The organism is uncultured Erythrobacter sp. (assembly GCF_947499705.1).
Classification (GTDB): Bacteria; Pseudomonadota; Alphaproteobacteria; order Sphingomonadales; family Sphingomonadaceae; genus Erythrobacter.
In genome coordinates this window covers 491,665-516,073 of record NZ_CANMPJ010000001.1, presented here as the reverse complement: position 1 = coordinate 516,073, position 24,409 = coordinate 491,665, and the positions used below count along the sequence as shown (strand labels likewise).

Below are 24,409 nucleotides of genomic sequence, written 5' to 3'. Positions count from 1 at the left end.
CGGGCCGTAGCGGTAGGGTGATAGTGTTCCAGCGCTATGGCTCAAAAGATCGACGCATCCACTTGGACCGGGCTTAACTCCGATTTCGGAGCCGGGGACGTGCGCGATGCGCAAAACCCTGTGCCCGGAGGGCCGAAAGACCTCGTTCCGGTATCTTTCCGCGAACGCCCGATAAATTGGGCCAATCTGATCTTTCTGGTCCCGATGTGGGCTGCGATTGTGATAACGTCCGATCAGGGGCCACTCGACGCTTTGTGGTTCGCCATTGCGATCGCCGCTATGTTCATCATCGCGTCATTGCTCATGCAGTTTTGGCGGAGCCGTCCTGGCAGAAAGCCAACAATTACCTTGGATGCGGAAGGGCTTTACATGCCCTACCAGTATAAGGACCCGATCCCTTGGTCAAAGATCGGCCGGATCGAACCATCCTATGGCAACTGGATACGATGGACGAGCGTGTTCTTCGATAGAGAACATGAGGTCATCACGCTTGCGCCTTGGCCTCTGAGCCTTTTGCCTGAAGAGAAGCGGAAATCGTCGATGCCAATGGTTCTGATCTCCAGCTGGAACATTGGCGCGGACATGGACGAGATCATTGGCGAACTCGAACGTTTCCGGGACAATTACTGCGGCGCGTGATCCTGCTGCCGCAAGTTCCGATCGCAGCACGAAAGCTTTCCTAAGCCACCGCAAATCCATTCTCACTGGCGCGGCGGGCCTGCACGGCTCATTTCGCACCCATGGAAAATACCGGCACAATATATTTGGTTGGCGCAGGCCCGGGTGATCCCGACTTGCTCACCCTGCGCGCTGCGCGGCTGCTCGAGAACGCCGAGTTGGTCGTGCATGACGGGCTGGTTTCGCAGGAAATCCTCAATCTCGCCCCGCAATCGGCCGAGTTCATCTCTGTGGCCAAACAGCGCGCGCGGCACACGCTGCCGCAGGATGAAATCAATCTGTTGTTGGTGCGAGAGGCGTTGAAAGGCCGCGATGTGGTGCGGCTCAAGGGCGGCGATCCGCTGATCTTTGGGCGTGGCGGCGAAGAAGCCGAACTGGCCCGTGCGCACGGTGTTTCGGTTGAGATCGTGCCCGGTATCAGCGCCGCCAATGGTGCCGCTGCCGCCTCACAGATCGCCCTCACCCACCGCGACGCTTCCAGCATCGTCAGCTTTGTCGCAGGCCAATGCAAAGGGCTTTCGGATCAGGACTGGTCTGGCCTCGCTGGGAAAGGTCGCACGCTTGTGATTTACATGGGTGTCAAAACCGCCCCGCAAATAGCAGAAAAGCTGATGGCTGATGGCCTTGCGCCGGACGTTCCCGTGGCTGTGATCGAAAACGCTGCGCGCGCTGAAATGCGCGTGGTGCGCGGCCTGCTCGCCGGGCTGCCCGAACTCGTCACAGAGAATACCATCAAAAGCCCGGCGCTGATCGTCATTGGCGACGTGACTGCGCGTGAGAATGTCGAAATTGCGCAAGTGGCAGTGGAGGCCGCTCAATGAAAATCCTGACAGGAAACGACCTTAAGACAGGCGAAGTGACATGGTGGGACGGCCAGGGATGGTCGATCCACGTCAACGACGCAGTCGATGTCGGCGACGATGCCGAGGAAATCCTCGCTCGCGAGGAAGCCGCTCGCCGCATCAACGTCCCTTACTCGCTCGAGGCTGACCGGACCGAAGACGGCGTCCGCCCCGCCCATATCAAAGACCGCGTCCGCGCGCTGGGGCCGACTGTGCGGCCCGACCTGACGCTGAAACCCAAAGACCCCGAAGCCATCGACTGGGTAATCTGACATGTACAAGTATGACACTTACGACCAGAAGATGGTCGACGCCCGCGTCGCGGAATTCCGCGACCAGGCCAATCGCCGCCTCGAAGGCAAGCTGACCGAAGACCAGTTCAAGCCGCTGCGGCTGATGAACGGGCTCTATCTCCAGCTCCACGCCTACATGCTGCGCGTCGCGATCCCCTATGGCACGCTCAACAGCGAGCAGATGACGGCGCTGGGCGATATCGCCGACAAGTATGACCGTGGCTATGGCCACTTCACGACGCGCCAGAACATCCAGTACAACTGGATCAAGCTGGAAGACGCCGCCGACATCCTTGAAGACCTGTCCAAGGTCGAAATGCACGCGATCCAGACCAGCGGGAATTGCATCCGGAATATCTCTTCCGATCACTTCGCTGGCGCCGCGCATGACGAGCTGGTCGATCCGCGCCCCTACGCCGAGTTGCTACGTCAATGGTCGAGCTTCCATCCTGAATTCACCTACCTGCCCCGCAAGTTCAAGATTGCTGTGATCGCGGCGGAAAAAGACCGCGCGGCGATGCGGCTGCACGATATTGGCATTCAGATCGTCGAGCAGAATGGTGAGATCGGTGCGCGTTTCTATGTCGGCGGCGGCATGGGCCGCACCCCGATGATTGCACCGATGATCCGCGATTTCGTGCCGCTCGAACAGCTGGTTACCTATGCCGAGGCCTGCCTGCGGGTCTACAACCGCTACGGCCGCCGCGACAACAAGTACAAGGCGCGCATCAAGATCCTCGTCCACGAAATGGGCGCAGAGGAATATACGCGTCAGGTCGAAGAAGAGTTTGCGCATCTGCTCGAACAGGGCGTCGAACCACCGCGCGAGGAGCTGGAGCGGATTAAGCCGTTCTTTGTCGATCCGGCCTTCGAGAACGGCGCCAAGACCGTCGACCTGTCAGACCCGGATTTCGCGCTATGGGTCGATCGCAACACAGTCCGCCACAAGCACGACAGTTATGTCTCGGCGGTGATTTCGCTGAAGCCCGTCGGCGGTATCCCCGGCGATGCGACCGGCGAACAAATCCGCATCATGGCTCGCCTCGCCAAGCAGTACAGCTTTGACGAACTGCGCGTCATGCACACGCAGAACATCGTCCTGCCGCATGTGAAGATCGCCGATCTCCACGCGCTTTGGACCGAACTGGACGCTGCCGATCTCGGTGCGCCAAATCTCGATACCGTGGAAGACATCATCGCCTGCCCCGGCCTCGATTACTGCGCGCTTGCCAATGCACGCTCGATCACGGTCGCGCAGCGCATTTCGGAGAACTTCGCCGCGAAGGGACGCACAGAAGAACTGGGCGAATTGAAGCTCAAAATCTCCGGCTGCATCAACGCCTGCGGACACCACCATGCGGGCCACATCGGCATCCTCGGCGTCGATAAAAAGGGCAAGGAAAACTACCAGCTCTCGCTCGGCGGCAGCGAAGCCGAAGATGTTAGCCTCGCCAAGATTACCGGCCCCGGTTTCGACGAAGATGGCGTCGTGGATGCGGTCGAGACCGTCACCGACGTCTATCTCGCACGGCGCGAAGACGGGGAGCGCTTCCTCGATACGTACCGCCGCATCGGCATGGCCCCTTTCAAGGAGGCACTGTATGACTGATCTCGGACGCAGCCCCGACGAAGTGCAGTTTCGCTTTCGCGATGATGAAGTGGTCGATCACGCCGCTGTCACCGTTGATTCATGCTGCGATCAGACCAACGCGACCGCCGTTCGGATCGAACCGGGCGACGATGCGCGCGTGCTTCTTCCTTTCCTCGACCGTCTGGCGTTGATTGAAGTCAACTTTCCCAGTTTCGCCGATGGCCGCGGCTATTCAGCGGCACGGATCCTGCGCGAAGCCGGGTTCACCGGCGAATTGCGCGCAGTGGGTGATGTGCTGATCGACCAGCTCAGCCACATGCGCCGCTGCGGGTTCGATGCTTTTGCCCCGGACAAGCCACTCGACGAAGAAGACGCCAAGCGCGCCTTTGCGACCTGGGAAAATGTCTACCAGAGCGCTGCGGACGGGCGGAAAACAATTCAGGAATTGCGCCATGAATAAGCCCACCTCCGATATCCGAGCCGTGGACCGGCTCGACACCGGCCCCCGCTTCTCCGAGCATGATGCCGTGCGTCTCAACCGCATGTTTCGCGGATCAAGCACGCTCGAAATGCTTGAGGGCGTGATCAAGGGCAATCTTGCGGGAGACATCGCGGTTGTCTCCAGCTTTGGCGCGGAGAGCGCGGTGCAGTTGCATCTGATCGCGCAGATCGACCCGAAGATTCCGGTGTTGTTCCTTGAAACGGGCAAGCACTTTGCCGAGACCCTCGCCTACCGCGACGAGCTGGTAGAAAAGATCGGTCTTACCAATCTGGTTGTGCTGACTCCCGATGAAGCAGAGCTGGTCGCCAAGGATGAAAGCGGCCTGCGCTGGTCGTACGATCCCGATGGCTGCTGCGAAATCCGAAAGGTGAAGCCGCTTGCCAAAGCGCTAGCGAACTATGACGCGAGTTTCACCGGGCGGAAGGCGTTTCAATCCTCAACCCGCGCCAATCTCCCTCGCTTCGAAATCGATACGTCTGATGCGCAGGGACGGCTGAAGATCAATCCGCTGATCGACTGGTCGGCGGAAGATATCCAGGCCTATTTCGAAGAGCACGAACTGCCGCGCCACCCACTGGTCGCGCAGGGATTCCCCTCGATTGGCTGCGAACCCTGCACGAACAGGGTTGCCGACGGTGAAGACCCTCGCTCAGGCCGATGGAAGGGTTGGGACAAGACCGAATGCGGCATCCACAAACCAGGCGAGGAACCGTTCCTTTAGGCGCGAACTATCTTTTGAAAGCCGGCATGTGCACGGAGCCTCGATCGATGAGCGCCCTGCGTCGCAAATCGGGATGGTTTAGGCCAGGGATGTAAAGCTGCTCCACTTTCCTTCCATCTAACGAGTCGACTTTGCCACGCTTCACGTGACCCGTTTTCCTCTCTTCGTAAAAAGCGTCCTTTCCAAAGCCCCTGTAGACAGAAAGCGGCGCGAGCGTCTTGAACTGGACCTTCAGCGTCATGTCGTTCCATTCGGGCGGAACTGCGCACAATCGGCTCAGCGCTTCCTGAATCGAATATCCATGCCGATCAGCATAGGATTCAACCAATTTGTTGCCCGCCATGTCGAGCCACCATTCACCACCTGCCAGTTTGTCGATGAATGGACCGCGAGAGAAACGGATAATAGTCGTCCCCGCAGACAAGACGTCCGGCTTGGGATTCGCAATTCCACCATTGCTCGCTAACTTAAATAGGAGCTGCGCTTTGATGCCTGAGTTCGCCTCTGCTCTTGCAGTAGCGACGTCGGATATCTCGACTACCTTTTCGCCCCGCGCCTTCTTCAAAGCCTGCGGCCGTTGAAAATATTCTTGATTTATTACCTGCACTCCGCCCCCCTCTCTTTCTTGCGTTCAACCACTTACCACTGTGAGGCTTTGGTCTCGAATCTTTTCCTCTTCACGAAATCGATTGCGAGAAATATCCTGCGCGCTAGGCCTTGATTATGCTGATTGCACTCTTTCTTGCTGCTGCACAGCCAGCGGAAACCACCGCCCCCGCTCCCGATTGCTCTTACGATCTCGACGCCATGCTTGCGCTCAATCGTCAGGCCTTCGACCAGGACATACCGGACGGTGGTTGGCGCGCGCTTTCAAAGGCCGATTGCCACGAGGAGGCGGCCGAGTTGATCCGAGAATGGCGGCACGAAAAGCGCGATCACGTCTCCATCCTCTATTGGCATGAAGGGCAGATGCGCGCCTTTGCGGGCCAAACCAATGAAGCGATTGCGCTTTTCGAGCTCACACGGTCTTCGCAGGATGAAGATGCAGATTTCGGCTGGAACCACTACGTCGACGGAACCATCGCCTTTCTGCGACAGAACCGCGAAGGTCTGGCTCGCGCGATGGAGCGTCTTTCAACCGTACCAGAGCCAGAGAACAACAGCTTTACCCAGCCCGACGGCACTGTAGTTACCATGAGCTGGCCGCCAAATATCAACGTGCTCCGCCGCTTCGATTTTTGCTGGGGCCGATCCTATGCAGATGCCTATGGGTCGGAGGAGTGCACGCCCCCTGCGGCCGCCGAACGGGGCTAAAGCCAACCCTCAGACTTATACCACTCCGCCGTCATCTTGAGACCCGCCTCGCCCGACCAATGCGCCTGCCACAGAGATATCGGCGGAGCCTTTTTGAGGTCGCACACCCAATCCGGGTGGACCATGTAGCCAACCCGGTCTTCGGTCAGCTTGGCCTTGTGTCCGCGCAGCGCGCGGTCGATCTGCGCGCCCAACTGCAACAGCGGTTCGGGCACATTGGGCGCGAATATCTGAGGACGCCCGACAGCCTCGCCAATCATCTTGGCCAGTTCGGTGTGTTCGTAACCATAGGCATTGTCGTCCCAAGGCTCGTAGGTCTGCCCGGATGTCAGGCGCGAAGCCTCGCTCGGGATCGCCAAGGCCACCAACAAACGGGCCAGATCCTCGACATGGATGATCGAAGTCTTTCCCTTGGGCGGCATCGGAACGATACCGAACTTCGCCGCGCGGAACAGCTCGAACATGTCCTTGTCGTGCGGGCCGTATACCGCGGGCGGACGAATGATTGTCCAATCGAGATCGCTAGCCTTCACAAGCTCCTCAGCGCGCGCTTTCGATGCGCCATAGGCGGATAGATGCGGTTCGCGTGCGGAGAGTGACGAGACGAAAACAAAGCGCTTCACACTGGCGGCCTGCGTGGCAGCCATCACTCGCTCCGTGCCCCCCACATTGGCGCGGTCGAATTCGCTCGTGTCCGGCGTGTTGGTCAAACCAGCGACATGGATCACAGCGTCGGCACCATCGACCAGCTTAGCCAATGCGTCTTCGTTCTCCAGCGTACCCAGCACCCAGTCGACACGTTCGCGGTCGTGCTGGTTGCGACGGGTCAGCGCCTTAATCGTCAGTCCTTTGGCGAGGGCCGCATCAAGCGTTGCCTGCCCGACAAAGCCGGTCGCTCCGGTGATTGCTATTCTCATCCTTGCACCATGTGATCACGGTGGACGACCGCTGCGCGCGGCGCATAGCCGAGCTTGGCCTCTTGCTCGCTGTCCCTCAGACCCAGGATCGCGCGGCATTCTTCGGCACTGTATTCGACGAGCCCCTGCCCCAGCCGCTCACCCTTCGGGCCATGGAGGCTGACCAACGCGCCGCGCTGAAATTCCCCCTCGATATCGGTCAGCCCAGCGGCGAGCAGGCTTGCCCCATTGTTCAATGCTTCTACGCATCCGGCATCGACGCTGAGCACACCTTCGGGAGCGAGACGCCCTCCAAGCCAGGCTTTGCGCGCGTTGTCGGCTCTGACGGGCAAGAAGATCGTGCCGACACCCGTCGTTTGCGCCTTGGCTATTGGCCGCTCCGACGTGCCATTCACCAATCCCAGAGCAATGCCCGCCCGCTCTGCGATCCGCGCGGCTTGCAGCTTGGCCAGCATTCCGCCTGAACCCAAACCCGACGAAGATCCTTCGCCTGCCATGGCGATAATTTCAGGCGTCACCCCTTCAACCCGCTCGATCAGCTGAGCTCCGGGCTCGCTTGGCGGGCGATCATAAAGGCCATCGACATCGGACAAAAGCAGCACGGCGTCGGCATTGGCCGCCTGCGCCACGCGCGCCGCCAGCCTGTCATTATCACCGAAGCGAATTTCCTCGGTTGCGACGCTGTCATTCTCATTGATGACCGGGACTGCGCCCGTTTCGATTAACCTCTCGATCGTTGCCGCCGCGTTGAGGTAACGCCGCCGGTCTTCAAGGTCGCCAAGTGTCACCAGCATTTGCGCCGCGGTCAGTCCGTGCCGATCAAGCGAGGTCGCCCATAGCTGGGCCAGCGCTACCTGACCTACGGATGCAGCTGCCTGCGCATCGGCCAGGCTCGCCCGGCCGCCTTTGGGCAGCCCAAGACGCGCAGCACCCAGCGCGATCGCACCGGAACTGACAATGATGACCTCCCCGCCCTGTTCGCGCAGGTCGCGTAGGTCGAGGGCCAACGCGTCGAGCCAACCGCGAGCTGGTTCGCCATCCTGCACCAGCAGTGCCGAGCCAATCTTGATAACCAGCCGCTTGCACTGAGCCGGATCGATTAACGAATTCAGATCGGCGACCATTCGCCTCCGTCCTCATCTTCGTTTTCGACCTCGACATCCTTGGTCTCGGTCGAAGTGCGATCGGGCAGATAGCCGAGCACAGCGTCGAGCAGTTGTTCGATGCCCTCGCCGGTCGCACCGGACACGTTGAACACCTTTTCCGCACCGGCAGCGATCATCTCTTCAGCGAAAGCCGCGCCCAGCTCTTCATCGGCAAGATCGAGCTTGTTGAGCGCGACAAGGCGCGGCTTGTCGTCGAGACCCGCGCCGTAGGCAGCGAGTTCATCCTCTACTATCCGCATCGCTTCGACCGGGTCATCGCCTGCAATGTCGACGAGGTGGATCAGCACCCGGCAACGCTCGATATGGCCGAGGAACCTGTCGCCAATTCCAGCGCCGTCGGCAGCGCCTTCGATCAGACCGGGAATGTCGGCGAGCACGAATTCGCGCGCCTTGTGACGCACCACGCCGAGTTTCGGGACCAGCGTGGTGAAGGCATAGTGCCCGACCTTGGCCTGCGCGTTGGAAACAGCGTTGATGAAGGTCGATTTGCCCGCATTGGGCAGACCGAGCAAACCGACATCGGCGAGCAATTTGAGCCGCAACCAGACCCACATTTCTTCGCCTGGTTCACCGGGTTGATGCTGGCGCGGCGCGCGATTGGTGGCGCTTTTGTAAGACGCATTACCGCGCCCGCCGAAGCCGCCTTCAAGGAACACAACCTGCTGGCCGACCTCCGTAAAGTCGGCGAGCACCTCTTCCTTGTCCTCGGAAAGTACCTGCGTGCCGACCGGAACCTTGACCACAAGATCGTCAGCTCCAGCCCCGGTTTGGTCTCGGCCTCGACCATGATCGCCGCGCTTGGCTTTGAAATGCTGCGCGTAACGAAAGTCGATCAGCGTGTTGAGGCCCTGAACCGCTTCGAAAATTATGTCGCCGCCCTTGCCGCCATTGCCGCCGTCGGGACCGCCATATTCGACATACTTCTCGCGCCGGAAACTGACCGCTCCCGGCCCACCCGCGCCCGATTTGAGATAGATTTTGGCCTGATCGAGGAAATGCATGGGACGCACCTATGCATTTCCCCGCCAGAAAGCGAGAGTTTAGAAACGTGCTTCGATCCCGATGAGTGCGGTTCGACCGGGGGCCACAAATGTGAGGACCGGCTCGTATTCCTCATCAAGCAGGTTTTCGACCCGCCCAAACGCGTTGATGCCTTCGGTCAATTTCACGCGCGCGTTGAAATTGACGAGTACGTAATCGTCGAGCGTTGTTACCGGAGCCGGGAATGCCCCCGTTGTGAAATCGGAGTCGATCGCCTCTCCGTTGTAGCGGACCGCCAGATTGGCCGAGAACGCATCATTCGGCGCTTCCCAGTTCAACACTGCGCTTGCGAGGTGATCTGGACGGCGAACTTCTTCGACACCATCCTCTTCGGCATCGACGAAGCTGTAGGCACCGTTGAAAGAAAACCCGCCGCCTAGCTGGGCTGCAACGGCAACTTCGACACCGCGCTGCGTGCTGTCCGTCGTGCGATTGCCCGGTGTCTGGATGAAAGTGGGGGCCGGGAAGGCGGTGAAAATCTCGTTCTCGAGCTCAGCATCGAAATAGGTCAGCGACACCGTGACAGCGCCATCGGCGAAGCGCTGATCCACGCCGATTTCCCAACTGGTCGATTCTTCCGGCTGCAGGTCGGGATTGCCCACGAACACACCGTCGAAAAAGCCGAAAAGCTCACTAAAAGTCGGATTCTTGACCCCAGTTCCGATAGCTGCGCGCAGCCGCGTTGTGTCGCTGACGTCAAATCCCGCACCTACTCGAAATGTCGTCGCATCCTGAAAGCGGTCGTTGATATCGTGGCGCAGAGCCGCCGCGAAATCGAAGCGCTCGCCTGAGTAACTATACTCACCGACGAACCCGACATTCTCAATCTCGCGCCGATCATCGAAGGTTAGGATGTTGTTGAAGCCCTCGATCTCATAGTCAGCGGCGAACGTTAGCGTGTGATCGCTCCCGCCAAAATCGAATGCTGACACGTACGAGGCCTTGAAACGGTCGCTTTCGGTATCGCTTGGGAACCCGGCGGGAGCGACGGTGCTGCGGTTGATATCTGCGATTTGCGCGGAGAGGTCGTGTGTCCACGCCCCATCGAGCGCTTCGAAACGCGCGCCAACAAGCGCGTAGAACGCCTTGTTCTCAAACTCGTTGCCAGGACTGTCGATCACGAGCCCAACTGTAGGGCTGCCGAAGCCAAAGTCCTGATCGTTGAATTCACCCTCGGTCTCGACATAGCGGGCGACCGCCCGCAACTCGAAACCGTCAGCAACTTCGACCGAGCCCTTGCCCGAGATCGTATAGCTGTCGCGGCCGATATCGCGTGTGCCGCCGCGCGCATTGGGTTCGCCGTCAGTGCTGACGACTGTAGCATTCAATGCAGCATCCCAGTTCGCGCCGCTCGCGCCATATCGCGCAGCGCCGTTGAATGTCGAGTTGGTGCCGCCTTCGATCAGAGCCGAGAAACCCCGCACATTGCGCCCGCTAGCGCTATTGTAAGCGACCACACCCGCGATCGCGTCATTGCCGTAGAGCGCCGATTGCGGGCCGCGAAGGACTTCCAACCGGCTGCCAATCTCGGCTTGCAAAGTGCCAATGTCGAACTCGCCGCTGTTTGGGTCGGAGACTTCGATCCCATCGACCAGGACCAGAACATGGTTGGCCTCCGTTCCGCGAAGACGGATTTGTGTCTGGCCTGCGACCGAGCTTACTGCCACGCTCGGCACATCGCGCAGCACATCGGCGATATCGCGGGTCTGGCGCTGATCGACTTGATCTTCGGTTATTACAGTGACCGAACCGGTGTAGTTTTCAGGGTAGAGCAAGTCTTCTGCGCGGCTCGCGCTGACCACTATGTCTTGCCTGCGCGTAGGACTAGTGATGATGGGCGTGTAATCCTGGACGCGCTCCTCCGCCGCTTCCGCATCTTCCTGAGCAATCGCAGGCGTACCAAAACTCAGCGCAACCACAGCCGCACCGCATAACAATATCTTCGAATTCATTCCTCGGATCCCTTCCGAATGAGCAACAACAAGCCCGCATGGGATCATCCACACGGGCCAATGGTCGTCGCTCGAAACGAAAGTCCTTTCGCGCCGGATCAATCCCTGAACCAGGCAACAAGCGACACGCTCCGGTCGGTCTCCTGGCTCACGGATCAGCGCGTTTGCATCTCACCTTCCCAGAGCTGGCGCTCCAGTGGCTGCGATCCTTTCGGACCGCACGAAACAGACACTCACCGCTTACAGTTGCAGGGACAGCTGCGGAATTGCGCATAAGCGCTCACCGCATTCCCGTTACCGATGCGTTTTTTCCGACTAAGCGCACCAGCTTGCTTACGCAAGCTTGCTTAGTCGGCTTCAAGCGCCAGCGGGGTCAGCCGGCCCCTTGGCTACCGCGCCATAAGGCGCGACGCGCGGCCGCGCTTGCGGCTGCTGCGCAGCCGTTTGGTGCTTGGTCACGGCAGTCATAGGGCGACTGCCCGACCGCAGCGGAGTCGAAGACGGCGCGGAGCGCAAACCGACCGTCAGGTCGCGTGAGCGAGGATATCGCGGCGCGGATGCGCAGCTAAAAACAAAACGCCTCCTCAGCCCGGTGGTTCGTCCTGAGGGCCCGTATCACCCGGCGGCACCGCAACCGTACCATCACCGGGCGCGTTCTCTGGGATCGGCTCGACCACCGGCTGCGAGACGAAACCGTCTTGCACGGGAATGACCGGCACATCGACGCCGGTTTCCGGATCGGCGACCGCGCCGGAGGCGGCAGTCGGCGCCGCCAATGTCGACGCTGGATCGCTCACTCCGACAGTCGGCACATTGGGATTCCCATTGGCGCGGGCTTGCTGCACCGCAACCCAGCCCGGCTGCGACGGACCGTATTCCGCACCGTATTTCATGTCCCATTGCGCCGAGAGCCGTTCATAGCGCTCATAATCGGTGAAGAAGGTATCGAACGGCGCCTCAACCAGCGGGAAGTTGCTCAATGCAAACGCGATCGGATCCGCCTCCGGCGGGGTCATCCAGCGGTTCGCAAGGTCGAGCATAGTGTTGCAGAAACCCGAACGGGCCGGTGGCAAAGCGAAGAAATTGTAGACCATCGTCATCTGGCCTTCGCGCTCGATAATCCCCGCGCGGCGAGCACCCATACGGCTCCGATAGACGCGGTCGATCCGGTCGTTGACCGCTTTGAGAGCCCGCGCGTGGTCGGTGATGTAAGCGCGGTAGCCATCGGCAATCGGTGCGTATTGTGGCGCCGTGCAATTGAGCGCGGCGACGTTCCAGCCTGAGCGGAAATGCCATACCGTTTCGTCATCGCTCAGCCCGCGGTTCACGGTAACGCGTTTGCCGTCCACCCCAAGTCCAGGGATGTTCATAACATAGGATGCGCCTCCCGGTGGAAGCGGACGGAATGGGATGACCTCAACCGGCGGAGGCGGCGGAGGCGGCGGGGGAGGCGGCGGAGGTGGCGGCGGCACTGTGGCGCACGCGGCAAGGCTGGCCGAGACCACTGCCACAGTCAGGATCCGAAGCCCCGCCGGTGGTCGCTTCACCATCTTACCCGAGATTGTGGTGCCCACGTTTAGTGTGCTGTGCTTGGTCGCGCTCATTCCAGTCCGCCTCTCGCTTAACCCCCCCAAGAACAAGATGCATCGCATATGCTTGCTCTTGCCTGAAGGGTTCCCGCGATAATGCGCCGCACGGACAAAGCAAATGCCCGAGGCGCACGAAACGCCCCGGGCACAAGAGATTTCACCGAATGTTTCGGTCACCCGGCCTGCCAATGCGGCAAACCGCGCTTGGAAACGCCGCTTATTCGCGGTTTCCGAAGAACTGCAGCAACATGATGAACAGGTTGATGAAGTCCAGATAGAGGTTGAATGCGCCGAAGATGATCGCCCGGCCCATCTGATCCGTGCCGCGCACGAACTGGTACTGGTTCTTCAGCATCTGCGTGTCGTAGGCGGTCAGACCAGCGAAGATCAGCACGCCCGCAGCGCTCAGCGCGAAATGGAACATGCCCGACTGGAAGATGAAGGCGTTCATCAGGAATGCGGCCAGAAGGCCGAATGCACCGATGATCAGGAAGCTTCCCCAACCGCTGATGTCTTTCTTGGTGGTGTATCCCCAGAGGCTGAGACCGGCAAAGCCAGCAGCCGCTGCGAAGAACGCCATGGCAATCGATTCACCGGTATAGATCGCGAAGATCGTCGACAGCGACAGGCCGAAGACGGTGCAGAACGACCAGAAGGCGATTTGCAACACCGGCTGGCTGGCACGCTGCGCGCCGAACCACCAGAACAGCATGAATACGAGCGGCGAAAGCTTGATCGCCCAGCCCAGCATATTTGCTTCTAGCGCGCGGCCATACGGGGTCTGCACCACTTCGAACGCCATGCCGAACAGCGGCGAGTTGACGAACAGCAGGGCGACGATGCCGGTCAGCAGTACGCCCGAGCCCATGTAGTTGTAGATCGAGAGCATGAAGGAGCGCAGACCTTCGTCGTAGCTCACCTCTCCGCCAGCGCGCGGCACCGAACCGAAGTTCGATTGGGTGCGCTGAGAATCTTTCCAATCAGACATGATGGATCCCTTGTCTCCAATTGCGGCACGACAATACGCGCCTGTTGCGTAGCAATATCGGTGTTTTTCGAGCGGTTTTCAAGCGAAACCGGCAGCAATTCGGTGTGAATTGTTCATTTTCGTAGTGATTATGATTAACAAGTGCTTTCAATTGCTTCCAGCAGACAAGGCGGCTCCGCGATCGCGCGTCGCGCGCAGGGTTTCGACGAGCAATCTGTGCAAGGCTTGGTCATGATCGAGCACGTTTAGGCCCTCGCGGGTCATACCGCCCGGGCTGGCCACCCGGTCGGCCAATTCAGCGGGAGACAGGTCCGACGATGCGGCGAGTGACGCCCCGCCCTCGACCATAGCGAGCGAAAGACTGTTGGCGCTTTCCGGGTCGAGGCCGAGTTCAATCGCTGCCGTCGCGAGCGCATCGATGAAACGGTAGACGAAGCCCGGCCCCGACCCGGCAAGCGCCGTACAGAGGTCGTAGTGCGTCTCGTCGTCCAACCAGACCGATTGGCCCAGATCGTCGAACAATGCTGTCGCGGCTTCGCGCTCCCCTGCTTCCAAGCCCGCTTCCGCCAGGATTATCGGTGACTTCCCGATGCGGGAGGCCAAATTTGGCATCACCCGGACATGCGCTTTGGCGCTCGGGAATGCAGTTTTGAGCTGGTCCAGAGTGATGCCTGCGAGCAGTGAATAGATTGTCACCCCATCACCTGTGATGACGCCTTGCAGCGTCGGGGCAACATCGCCGAGATGATACGGCTTGAACCCGAGCATCACAGCGTCGTGACCCTGCGCCTCACCTGGATCGGTGTGGAATGCAACGCCTTGCGGAGTGGTTTTCTCGCGCGGCCCCAAAGCGGCAAACCGCATGGAGTCTTGCCCGGCTGCCAGCCACCCATCGAGCATCGCGCCCGACATATTGCCGAGACCAACGATCAAAAGCTTCCGAATGTCTGTCATACTCGCCTCATTATGCCCGTGACGGGCAGATCAGAGCGATGTGCTAAGCCTCGCCAGCGGCATCCACAAGCGCGCTGTCGAGCGCAGCGCGTGGGCTTTTGTCACCCCACAGCACGAATTGAAACGCCGGGTAGAACCGGTCGCACTCATCGATCGCCGTTTCGACCAGCGCCTGTGCCTGCGCGAGGCTCAGCATGCCATCATCGCCCAGCAATACCCCATGGCGGTAAAGCAGGACGTCGCCATTCGACCAGATATCGAAATGGCCAAGCCACATTTGCTCATTCACAAGGCTGAGCAGCTCGTACGCCCGCTGTCGCTTGTCGTCCGACACGCGGATGTCGGGCAAGCACAGGAACTGCAGCACATTGTCGGTGCTGCGCCAGATTGCGCGCAGTTGGTACTTGGCCCAGCTGCCCTGGACTTCGCCGGTCATCTCGTCATCGGCGACAACTTCGCACGCCCATCCGCGCGCTTCGAACAAGGCGGCGAGCATCTCGACTGGTGCGGCATCATCATTGGCGCTGAAGTCTGCTTCGCGGGGGGTCATGCGGGGGCTTTCACATAAGTCATCGCGGCCCAAATGCCTTGGCCGAGTGATACTTGGCAATGTGAAGACTGATGGCTCTTGGGGAGAACCCAGTTCGCTTGTTCAAAGCTTGTGCAAAGAAACCCGGGGATGGACCGAATTACTTACTTAAGTTCCTGAATTTCTGTGCCTTCAGGGCTGGTGTAAGAGAAAGTGTCGATGCCCATCTCTCCCAGCGCATTGACCAGGCGGCGCGCCTCTCCCGTGCTTTCCACCGGTCCGGCCAACAAACGGTTGGACTGCCCCCAAGCCACCACATGCGGGTCGTAGTCGCGCAGCAGGCGCGATGCCTTGCGCGTGATCCGCCGCCAATCGAAGCGCAATGCGCTGCGATCACGGCCGGTCGCCACTTGCACCCAGATTCGGCGTGGATGCACGGGCTCTGCCGGTTCCGGAGCGACCTGGGCTTCGCGCGGAACTTCGATCGAAGCGATGTTCACCGCGTCGCTGCCTGTCTTGGCATCCGGGAGATCGCCTGTGCCAAGATCGCCAAACGCGTCGGCGAAGTTGGGTTGCGCGGCTGGCGGTGCGGAAGCCGTTGTGGTCTGAACCGGCCCCGTTCGCACCACCGCGGCGGATTCGGTCGAGCTCGGGCTTCCAGTGCCTGCCACCCGGGCAAGGTCAAACCCGGGTTGCGGCGAGGTATCGGCAACTGCGACAGTCGTCGTGCTGGGTGGCTGAGCAGAAACAGACGGGGTTTCCGAAATCGTCTGCGTCGGGGGTGCTGCAGCGAGCTCCGCCGCAGCCTCTTCCTGCGTCAATGTTTCAGGAGCGGTGCTGCCCAGAATTGCTGTCGGCTCCCCAAGCGGCTGGCCCGCAGGCTCCAACCGATTGCCCGCTTCCAAGTTTGCGGAAGCGGATGTCGCTCCAGTGCTCGCTGCCGCGAAATTCGCAATCCGAGGATCGTCACGCCCGATATCGGCTGCGCGCGGGAATATCCCGAGATTGGCCGCCGCAGCCTGCTGCGCCTTGGTCAGTCGCGGCATGAATTCGAGATAGGGCGTGATGCGAGCCGCAAGGTCGCGCGGCATGACCGCATCGGTGATCGCGGCAGCACGGTCCTGTTCACCGAGGATCGCGAGGCCGAATGCGCGCGCGCGAAACGCCGCAAATTCGCGCCTGTCGATCAAGGGGCGCAGCGTCTCTTCGAATGCCCGCTGTTCCCCCATGATCGCCTGACTGAGTGCCAAGCGCCTGGTGGCCAAGCTGTTGCCGGAATCTTCGCGGAGCGCTTGTCGATAGGTCGCCTGTGCCCGTGTCTGATCGCCCACGAGATCATAGGCCAGCCCGCGATCCGCCAAGACATCGCGTGAGGACGCACCTGCTGCTTCTGCTTCAGCAAACAGTCTGAGCGCCTCGATCGGACGGCCCGAGCGAAGGTAAACCGCCGCCTGCCCCATCTTCACGCGCGGATTTTCTGACGACAGCTCTTCCGCGCGGCCAAAGAACCCAATCGCCGCATCAAGGTCATCCAGCCGCAGTGAAGCATTGCCTGCCTCGATCAAGGCATCGAGATCACGGGGACGTCGCGCCAGTTTCTTCAGCGCGGTGTTCAGACGCTCGACTTCCGGCGACGGGAGGGGTTGGACTACAGGGCGCGAAGTGGAGTTTTGCGCGAGCGCAGAGGTTGGCAGCGCAACAATGCCCAGCGAAGCCAAAGCGATACCGAAAACGGGAATGCGATAATGTATCATGCAGCTCTCAGAGCTAGATCAAATCCGCATGCTCGCTAGCCGTTCAGCGATGAACATGGGGCGAATGGGGCCTCACTCCGGTTGAACTGAGGCCCCGCCCTTCGCTTTACTGGTTGTTCTGACGCCCGAGGAAGCGCGGAATCGAAAGTGCCGGCGCATCATCATCGTCCTCTTCATCTTCTGATCCGGAGCCACGCGAGAGATTGGCCATGCGCTCGAAAAGAGTGCTTCCTCCTGCCGCCGCGCCAGTTGCAGCACCGGCATCGCCGTCGCCGCCGCCCAAGACTGGACGTTTGCGCGGACCATCGGCGCGTGCTTCGACCTGCTGGTCATCGGCGGCCAGCTGATCCGCGCTGGCGAGCAGATCGTCGTCTTCTGCATCATCGACTTCAGCATAGTCAGGGTCGAGATCAAGAGTATCTTCCTCAGATCCGTCGCTCGCACCAACTGGCTCACCGAACTGTCTGTCATCCGCCGGTTCGGGCAGTTCGCCGTCGGATTCGTCTTCTTCGATACCGCGCAACCCGGCGAGTGGATCGACAATCTCGTCGACGTCATCGCCGTGATCGCCCATGTCGTCGCCCGCTTGCATGCCGGATAGATCGAACGGTTCCGCTTCCTTGGCGGTCTCCGGTTCTGGCTCTTCCTCAGGCTCGGGTTCCGGCTCAGGGGCCTCTTCGACAACAGGCTCATCAGCCATTGGCGGCGTCAGCGGCGGGATCGCCGGAGAAGTATCTTCTTCCTCTTCGACCGGATCGCCTGCTTGTTCTTCGCCACCGAGTTCAAGGATCGGGCGCTTGGGTGGACGTGCGCTGGACAAGGAAACCGGGGTCGATGTGTCGACAGCACCGCTGGCGCTCTGCTCAATGCCAGTGGCGACCACGGACACACGGATCTTGCCATCGAGATCGGGATTGAATGCGCTACCCCAGATGATGTTCGCGTCTTCATCGACCAGCTCGCGAATATGGTTCGCAGCCTCATCGACTTCGAGCAGCTTCATATCTTCGCCGCCAATGATCGAGATGATCACGCCCTTCGCGCCCTGCATCGAAACACCATCGAGCAGCGGATTGGCAATCGCCTGTTCTGCGGCATCAAGCGCGCGGTTCTCGCCTTCGCCTTCGCCCGTGCCCATCATCGCTTTGCCCATCTCGCTCATGACGGAGCGGACATCGGCAAAGTCGAGGTTGATCAGGCCCGGCATCACCATCAGATCGGTGATCGAGCGGACACCCTGCTGCAGCACTTCATCGGCGAGCTGGAACGCTTCCTTGAAGGTCGTTTCCGCCTTGGCGACGAGGAACAGGTTCTGATTGGGGATGACGATCAGCGTGTCGACGTGGTCCTGAAGCTCATCGATCCCGGCTTCGGCGGCGCGCATGCGGCGCGTGCCTTCGAAGAGGAATGGCTTGGTCACGACGCCGACGGTCAGCACACCCTTGCGCCGCGCAGCTTCGGCAATGACAGGAGCCGCACCTGTGCCGGTTCCGCCACCCATACCGGCGGCGATGAAGACCATGTTCACGCCTTCCAGCGCGTCTTCGATTTCCTTGACCGTTTCTTCTGCTGCCGCCTTGCCCACTTCGGGACGAGCGCCAGCGCCCAATCCGCCGGTGATATCCGGGCCAAGTTGAATCCGCTTGTCAGCAGGGCTGGTGCTCAGCGCCTGCGCATCCGTGTTCGCGACAACGAAGTCGACGCCTTCGATCTCGGCTGCAATCATGTTGGCAATCGCGTTGCCGCCTGCTCCGCCGATACCGACGACTGTGATCCGGGGGCGCATTTCGTCGCTCGCCGCGGGTCCAATATTGATGCTCATCAGCTATTCCTCCAGACGCGGTTTGCCGCACCGTTCGCGTCTTCTTGTTTGTGACACAATCGCGATGGACCGGTTATCCCGCGTAATTCCTTATCCACAGTGGCCTATTTACTATAATTTACGTCCCGAGGGTCAAAAATACTGACGCAGCGCCCTCAGCAAACCGCCAATTGCCAATGGAGCCCCCATCGGGCCGCTTAGTTCGCGCGATGTTGAGTAGTGTGCGCCGACCGAGCGGATATCGACGGGGTCTTCGGCAGCGTAGAGGCACAGTCCCGCAAGCGTCGAAAAGCCCGGTGTCGAATGCGCCTCCGGCAGGCCCTTCAGCGAAGGCGCACGACCAACGCGCACCGGCATGCCTAAGGCGCTTTGAGTAAACTCGGCCAATCCAGCCAGTTCCGCACCCCCGCCAGTGAGCACGACCTGACCCGCGCGGGTTCCAGAAAAACCCATTTCCTTGAGCGCCTTGCCAACCTCTCCGGTCAGCTGCGCAAGATGCTGCGTGATGACCGAGACCAGTTCGGCGCGCGCGATCCTGTTCTTATCATCGGCACCGCGGGCGACCGGGCTGTTGCCGTCCTCGCCAAACCCTTCATTGGGGCCGTTGACCGGGATCATCTCGCGGTGATCGCTGGGGCTGGCGATGGCCGAGCCTGATACGCATTTGAGCCGTTCCGCCTGGTAGCGTCTAATCCCGAACGCACTGGCGATCGCATCGGTAATGTCGCCCGAGCCCATTGGCACGGCGCGCAGGCCCAGCAGCATGCCGCCCGCGAAGACCGAGACATTGGTTACGTCACTGCCGATTTCGACCAGCGCGACGCCAAGTTCGCGTTCTTCTTCGCTGAGGCAGGAATAGCCCGAGGCGAGCGGTGCGGCGACCACGGCTTCAACTTCGAGATGCGCGCTCTGCACGGCTTCCATCAGGTTGCGCACAGGCGCGCCATCGGCGAGCATTACGTGCACATCGACCCCGAGGCGTTCAGCATGAAGCCCGCGCGGATTGGCAACACCATGCGCACCGTCGAGCGTGTAGCAAGCAGGCTGCGCGTGGAGCACGCTGCGCCCATCGGGCTGGATCGTGTCGCGGGCTGCGATAAGCAGGTGCTCGACATCTTCCTCTTCGATCCGGCGACCGCCAATGTCGATTTCGACCTTGGAAACATTGCTTTTCAGTCCCGCGCCTGAACACGCGACCCAGACGCTTTGCACGCTGGTTCCCGCGTTCTTTTCCGCGCGCTCAACCGCATCGCGGATCGCATAGGTTGCGGCGCGCATGTCGGTGACATAGCCGCGTTTAATGCCCTGGCTTGCACGGTGGCCGGAGCCGAGCACCAGCAATTCGCCGGTTTCGGTCTCGCCCATGATCATCGCCGAGATGCGAAATGACCCAATGTTGACCGCGCCGAAAATCTTGGCAAGCCGCGCCTTCGTGGCGGCGGCCTTGTTGGCGCGAGTAGCTGCTTTGCTTGCCATCAGCTTCCAGCCTCCGCCAATTCGATCCGGTCACCGCGACCCGGCACACGCATGTAGATGCGCGGCGGCGCGCGCATGTCGAAGGTTGCGACCTTGCCGCCAATCAAGCGATTCTGGCCGTCCATCCGGGCAAACTTGACCAGTGCGCTGGCGGAATCTTCTCGTCCTTCAGGTAGGGCAAGAACCTGTCCGGTCTTGAACGTGACATTCCAGCGGCGATTGCCGACCCACTCGGCTGCTTCGATCTGCGGACGAAGCGCTGGTGCGGCGGCGAGCAGCGTTTCGAGCGGAGCGACCTGCTTGGCAGCACCCGGCCCGGAAATGCGCAACCTGTCCGCAGCCTTGTCGCGAGCAATCGGCTCAAGCTCGACACCGCTCGCATCGATTAGCATCAGACGGTCGGGTTTTTCGAGAACGGCGTGCGGCTCGCGCTCGACGATATCGATGGCGAGCGTCTGCGGCAGCTGGACTGAGACACGTGCATCTTTGACCCATGGCAGTTCGAGCAGCTCTTCGCGAAGGGCTTCGATTTCCACTTGTGGCATCGGGCGATCGCGCTGCGCCAATGCGCGGGCATAGACCTGTCGTTCATCCATCCGGGTCGTGCCGGTTACGCGGACATGCCGCACCTCAAACCCAGCGTCGGAAGCAATCCGCCCGACCTCGGCCTGCGCCATTGCCGGTACGCCAGCGAGATTGGCGATCACCCAGGCGAGAGCCACCGCGCCGCCAATGATCACCGCAAGCCAGATGCGGCTCCATTGCTCTTCGGTAAAGGGCAGCACGCCCATCACGGTGTCGACAAATCCGGTGGTCTTCGCCTTGGCCCGGCGTGCGCCTGCGGCCCGGTTCGATGCCTTGGCGGCGCGCCTTACGCCTTTGCCGCCGCGTTTGATCTTAGCCATCGGCGCCTCCTGCCGGTTTACTGCCATGCACTCGCAATGCTTCTCGCACGAGCATGTCGACCAGCTCGGCGTAGTCGATGCCGGCATGCTTGGCCTGCTCTGGCACCAGGCTCAGCGGCGTCATGCCCGGCTGCGTGTTGGTTTCGAGCACAAACAGGCCGTTTTCGCCCTGTTCGTCATCCCAGCGATAGTCGGTCCGGCTTGTCCCGTGACAGCCGAGCACCTCATGCGCTTTCACTGCGTACTGTTCACACAATGCGGCAATTTCGGAAGGGACCTGCGCCGGGCAGACATGCTGGGTGCGGCCTTCGGTGTATTTGTGTTCGTAATCGTAGAAGCCGTGCTCGATGATCAGCTCGGTCACTCCAAGCGCGCGCGGGCCATCGGGTCCGTCGATCACGGCAGTGGTGAGTTCGCGGCCCTTGATAAAAGGCTCGGCAAGCAGCTCATCAAATTCCTGCCATGGTCCCTCGGCGGATCGCGCGATCGGATTGCCGACATTGCTTTCCTCGGTGATGATCGCAACGCCGACCGATGAGCCTTCGTTCACTGGCTTCAGCACATAGGGGCGCGGCAGCGGATCGCGCTCGTATAGCTCACCGCACGACACAATCCGACCGCCGGGCATTGGAATGCCATGCGGGACAAGCGCCTGCTTGGTCAGCTGCTTGTCGATCGCGATGACAGAGGTGGCGAGGCCCGAATGCGTGTAGGGAATCCCCATCAGATCAAGCATGCCCTGAACGCTGCCATCTTCACCCGGCACGCCGTGCAGCGCGTTGAACACGACATCGGGCGCAGCCTCGGCAAGGCGCTGCGCGACATCGCGACCCATATCGATTTGCGTGACGCGGTGGCCCTTCATCTGAAGCGCATCGGCAATGCCAGCCCCGCTCATCAGTGAGACTTCACGCTCATTCGCCCAGCCGCCCATCAGGACTGCGACGTGATAGGTCTTCGCGCTACTCACGGTCGCCCCACCCGCTTGATTTCCCATTCAAGCTGAACGCCCGAATGCGCGTACACCTTCTCGCGGACGATCTCACCTAGCCCTTCGATATCGGTGCTGGTGGCGTTGCCGGTGTTGATTAGGAAGTTGGCGTGTTTCTCGCTCACCTGTGCGCCGCCATGCTTGAACCCGCGCAGACCTGCGGCATCGACCAGCTTCCACGAACTGTGGCCCGGAGGATTCTTGAAAGTCGATCCGCCAGTCATACTGCCAATCGGCTGCGATTCCTTCCGCTCGCTGGAGATGCGGTCCATTTCAGCGCGGATCGTGTCGGGATCGCCCGGAAAGCCTTCAAAACGGGCTTCGACAACAGTCGCGCCTTCGGGCAAAGCCGAGTGGCGATAGGAATATTGCAGATCGGCATTGCTGAGCGTCACGAACTGCCCATCCGGCAGAATGACATCGCAGTCGACGAGCACATTGCAGGTCTCGCGTCCGTAGCACCCGCCGTTCATCTTGGTGACGCCGCCGACCGAGCCGGGAATGCCAGTGAAGAACGACAAGCCGTCGATCCCCGCCTTGGCCGCCCGGCGTGAGACGATGCTCACAGGCGCTGCCGCTCCTGCCTTGAGCGTGGTCTCACCCGTCACTTCGACTTCGGCAAAGGGCTTGCCCAACTTGATCACGACGCCGGGCACGCCGCCATCACGGATGATCATGTTGGACCCGACGCCCAGAGCCATGATCGGCAACTTGCCGCCAAGCCGCTCGCAGAATTCCCTGAGGTCATCGACGTCCGCAGGCTCAAACAGCCAATCGGCCTCGCCCCCGCTCTTGAACCAGACGTATTTGGCGAGCGGTGCCTTGCAGGTCAGCTTACCGCGAATGCCGTCGAGCGGGATCGGAGCACTGACCTCGCCCTCAACAGCGCAGTTCGGTGCCATGCCGTTATCGAGATTGTTGCTGTCGTCGGGTTGCATCATGTCGGTCATGCCGCCCGTATTGAGTCAATCGCAGGCGCCAGACCAGCGGCCCAGCGGGTGATATCCCCCGCGCCGAGGCAAACGACGATATCGCCCGCCTGAATTTCGCTGGCCAAAGCCTGCGCTAGCTCAGCCTGTCCCGCAATGGTTTGCGCCGAACGGTGTCCGCGCGACTTCAGGCCAGCGACAAGAGCTGCTGCGTCAACGCCCTCGATTGGGTCTTCGCCCGCCTCGTAGACGGGAGTGATGTAGACAATGTCCGCTTCGTTGAAGCAGGTCTGGAATTCTTCCATCAGGTCGTTCAGCCGGGTGTAGCGGTGCGGCTGGGCAATCGCGATCACGCGGCCTTTCTCGCCTCCGACTGCCTCACGCGCTGCGCTGAGCACGGCCTGAATCTCGACCGGGTGATGCGCATAATCGTCGATCACCTGAACCTTTGCGCCGCCCACATCGACGGAGCCAACCTTCGTGAACCGGCGGCGCACCCCGCTGAAGCTTTCGAACCCATCGCAGATGACGGTGTCGGAGCAGCCCATTTCAATCGCCACAGCAATCGCAGCGAGTGCATTCTGGACGTTGTGGCGGCCCGGCATCGGCAGGTGCACACCTTCGATCCGGCGATCCTCCTCGCCGCGCTGGCGCACGATCACGTCGAATGTGTTGCCGCCATCGATTGCGCGGATGTTCACTCCGCAAATGTCGGCTTGCAGCGAGAAGCCATAGGTCACGACCTTACGGTCACGCACCTGCCCAATCACCGCCTGCACTTCCGGATGATCGACGCACAGGATCGCCGCGCCATAGAAGGGCACGTTGTGAATGAACTCGACAAAGGCGCGCTTAACCCCGTCGAAATCGCCGTAATGGTCGAGATGTTCGGGATCGATATTCGTGACCACCGCGATGGTCCCATCCAATCGCAGAAAGCTGCCGTCGCTTTCGTCGGCTTCGACCACCATCCAGTCGCTGTCGCCAAGCCGCGCGTTCGAGCCATATTGCTCGATAATCCCGCCATTGATGACGGTCGGATCGACGTCGCCCTTGTCCAGCAAGCTCGCGATCATGCTGGTCGTGGTGGTTTTGCCGTGGGTGCCCGCCACCGCGACCGTTGATTTGAGCCGCATCAGCTCGGCGAGCATCTCCGCTCGGCGCACGACCGGAATACGATTTTCAAGCGCGGCGACAACTTCGGGATTTGTCCGGCGCACTGCCGTGGAGGTCACGACGACGGCCACGCCTTCGACGTTTTCACGCGCTTGGCCGATATGCACTTCGATCCCACGCCCACGCAGGCGCTCGACACTCGGCCCATCGGCGAGGTCGCTGCCCTGCACCGAATAGCCGAGATTGTGCATCACCTCGGCAATGCCGGACATGCCAATCCCGCCAATGCCGACGAAATGGATCGTCCCAATATCGGTGCCAACGCCTTTCATCGGGCTT

General features: G+C 60.8%; 23 protein-coding genes and 1 riboswitch. Of the genes, 7 read left to right on the top strand and 16 right to left on the bottom strand.

Annotated features, from left to right (window positions below):
• Window positions 1-36 precede the first annotated feature (36 nt).
• The 6 genes from Q0837_RS02255 to Q0837_RS02230 all read left to right on the top strand — a co-directional run bounded on the left by Q0837_RS02255 (window position 37) and on the right by Q0837_RS02230 (window position 4,627).
• A complete protein-coding gene (locus Q0837_RS02255) occupies window positions 37-639 on the top strand; it encodes a hypothetical protein (protein ID WP_298464721.1) in 603 nt (200 codons plus the stop codon).
• A 101-nt stretch (window positions 640-740) separates the two neighbouring features.
• Window positions 741-1,499 carry a uroporphyrinogen-III C-methyltransferase gene (gene cobA, locus Q0837_RS02250; RefSeq protein ID WP_298464718.1) on the top strand — a complete coding sequence of 253 codons (759 nt, stop codon included), beginning with the start codon at window positions 741-743 and terminating at the stop codon, window positions 1,497-1,499.
• A complete protein-coding gene (locus tag Q0837_RS02245) occupies window positions 1,496-1,792 on the top strand; it encodes a DUF2849 domain-containing protein (RefSeq protein WP_298464715.1) in 297 nt (98 codons plus the stop codon). Before cobA ends, Q0837_RS02245 begins: the two co-directional genes overlap by 4 nt.
• Window position 1,793: 1 nt before the next feature.
• Entirely contained in the window at window positions 1,794-3,422 is a 1,629-nt protein-coding gene (locus Q0837_RS02240) for a nitrite/sulfite reductase (protein ID WP_298464712.1), read from the top strand.
• Window positions 3,415-3,864: a DUF934 domain-containing protein gene (locus Q0837_RS02235; protein WP_298464709.1), complete on the top strand. Its 450-nt coding sequence runs from the start codon at window positions 3,415-3,417 to the stop codon at window positions 3,862-3,864. Before Q0837_RS02240 ends, Q0837_RS02235 begins: the two co-directional genes overlap by 8 nt.
• Window positions 3,857-4,627 carry a phosphoadenylyl-sulfate reductase gene (locus Q0837_RS02230; RefSeq protein ID WP_298464706.1) on the top strand — a complete coding sequence of 257 codons (771 nt, stop codon included), beginning with the start codon at window positions 3,857-3,859 and terminating at the stop codon, window positions 4,625-4,627. Before Q0837_RS02235 ends, Q0837_RS02230 begins: the two co-directional genes overlap by 8 nt.
• A 7-nt stretch (window positions 4,628-4,634) precedes the next feature.
• On the opposite strand, the gene Q0837_RS02225 is transcribed toward Q0837_RS02230, so the two are convergent.
• Window positions 4,635-5,234, bottom strand: a complete 600-nt coding sequence (locus tag Q0837_RS02225; RefSeq protein WP_298464703.1) for a hypothetical protein — start codon at window positions 5,232-5,234, stop codon at window positions 4,635-4,637.
• A gap of 116 nt (window positions 5,235-5,350) precedes the next feature.
• Between Q0837_RS02225 and Q0837_RS02220 the strand changes: the two genes are divergently transcribed.
• Complete coding sequence (locus Q0837_RS02220; RefSeq protein ID WP_298464701.1) at window positions 5,351-5,941, top strand: hypothetical protein; 591 nt, start codon at window positions 5,351-5,353, stop codon at window positions 5,939-5,941.
• Here the strand turns inward: Q0837_RS02220 and Q0837_RS02215 are convergent.
• The 15 genes from Q0837_RS02215 to murC form a co-directional block, all read right to left on the bottom strand.
• Window positions 5,938-6,858, bottom strand: coding sequence for an NAD(P)-dependent oxidoreductase (locus tag Q0837_RS02215; protein ID WP_298464700.1), 921 nt, complete (start codon window positions 6,856-6,858; stop codon window positions 5,938-5,940). The two genes, Q0837_RS02220 and Q0837_RS02215, sit on opposite strands and share 4 nt — an antisense overlap.
• Window positions 6,855-7,982 carry a glutamate 5-kinase gene (proB, locus tag Q0837_RS02210; RefSeq protein ID WP_298464697.1) on the bottom strand — a complete coding sequence of 376 codons (1,128 nt, stop codon included), beginning with the start codon at window positions 7,980-7,982 and terminating at the stop codon, window positions 6,855-6,857. The genes Q0837_RS02215 and proB overlap by 4 nt, the downstream gene beginning before the upstream one ends.
• Window positions 7,967-9,025, bottom strand: coding sequence for a GTPase ObgE (gene obgE / locus Q0837_RS02205; RefSeq protein WP_298464695.1), 1,059 nt, complete (start codon window positions 9,023-9,025; stop codon window positions 7,967-7,969). Before obgE ends, proB begins: the two co-directional genes overlap by 16 nt.
• 39 nt (window positions 9,026-9,064) lie before the next feature.
• Window positions 9,065-11,017 (bottom strand): TonB-dependent siderophore receptor, encoded by a 1,953-nt coding sequence (locus tag Q0837_RS02200; RefSeq protein WP_298464691.1) that lies wholly within the window; start codon window positions 11,015-11,017, stop codon window positions 9,065-9,067.
• A 115-nt stretch (window positions 11,018-11,132) separates the two neighbouring features.
• Window positions 11,133-11,361, bottom strand: a riboswitch (cobalamin riboswitch).
• Window positions 11,362-11,601: 240 nt separating this feature from the next.
• Window positions 11,602-12,621, bottom strand: a complete 1,020-nt coding sequence (locus Q0837_RS02195; RefSeq protein ID WP_298464689.1) for a hypothetical protein — start codon at window positions 12,619-12,621, stop codon at window positions 11,602-11,604.
• Window positions 12,622-12,823: 202 nt separating this feature from the next.
• On the bottom strand, window positions 12,824-13,594 hold the full coding sequence (locus Q0837_RS02190) for a Bax inhibitor-1/YccA family protein (RefSeq protein WP_298464686.1): 771 nt from the start codon (window positions 13,592-13,594) through the stop codon (window positions 12,824-12,826).
• A 147-nt stretch (window positions 13,595-13,741) separates the two neighbouring features.
• Entirely contained in the window at window positions 13,742-14,548 is an 807-nt protein-coding gene (locus tag Q0837_RS02185; RefSeq protein WP_298464684.1) for a pyrroline-5-carboxylate reductase dimerization domain-containing protein, read from the bottom strand.
• A gap of 43 nt (window positions 14,549-14,591) precedes the next feature.
• Window positions 14,592-15,098, bottom strand: a complete 507-nt coding sequence (locus Q0837_RS02180) for a YbjN domain-containing protein (RefSeq protein WP_298464681.1) — start codon at window positions 15,096-15,098, stop codon at window positions 14,592-14,594.
• Window positions 15,099-15,241: 143 nt separating this feature from the next.
• Window positions 15,242-16,831, bottom strand: a complete 1,590-nt coding sequence (locus tag Q0837_RS02175) for a tetratricopeptide repeat protein (protein ID WP_298464678.1) — start codon at window positions 16,829-16,831, stop codon at window positions 15,242-15,244.
• Between the two features lie 106 nt (window positions 16,832-16,937).
• Entirely contained in the window at window positions 16,938-18,653 is a 1,716-nt protein-coding gene (ftsZ, locus tag Q0837_RS02170) for a cell division protein FtsZ (RefSeq protein ID WP_298464675.1), read from the bottom strand.
• A gap of 132 nt (window positions 18,654-18,785) precedes the next feature.
• On the bottom strand, window positions 18,786-20,129 hold the full coding sequence (ftsA, locus tag Q0837_RS02165; RefSeq protein ID WP_298464673.1) for a cell division protein FtsA: 1,344 nt from the start codon (window positions 20,127-20,129) through the stop codon (window positions 18,786-18,788).
• Window positions 20,129-21,034, bottom strand: coding sequence for an FtsQ-type POTRA domain-containing protein (locus tag Q0837_RS02160; protein ID WP_298464671.1), 906 nt, complete (start codon window positions 21,032-21,034; stop codon window positions 20,129-20,131). Before Q0837_RS02160 ends, ftsA begins: the two co-directional genes overlap by 1 nt.
• Window positions 21,027-22,031, bottom strand: coding sequence for a D-alanine--D-alanine ligase (locus Q0837_RS02155; RefSeq protein WP_298464669.1), 1,005 nt, complete (start codon window positions 22,029-22,031; stop codon window positions 21,027-21,029). Before Q0837_RS02155 ends, Q0837_RS02160 begins: the two co-directional genes overlap by 8 nt.
• On the bottom strand, window positions 22,001-22,975 hold the full coding sequence (gene murB, locus Q0837_RS02150; protein WP_298464666.1) for a UDP-N-acetylmuramate dehydrogenase: 975 nt from the start codon (window positions 22,973-22,975) through the stop codon (window positions 22,001-22,003). Before murB ends, Q0837_RS02155 begins: the two co-directional genes overlap by 31 nt.
• Entirely contained in the window at window positions 22,972-24,402 is a 1,431-nt protein-coding gene (gene murC / locus Q0837_RS02145; RefSeq protein WP_298464663.1) for a UDP-N-acetylmuramate--L-alanine ligase, read from the bottom strand. The genes murB and murC overlap by 4 nt, the downstream gene beginning before the upstream one ends.
• Window positions 24,403-24,409: the final 7 nt, after the last annotated feature.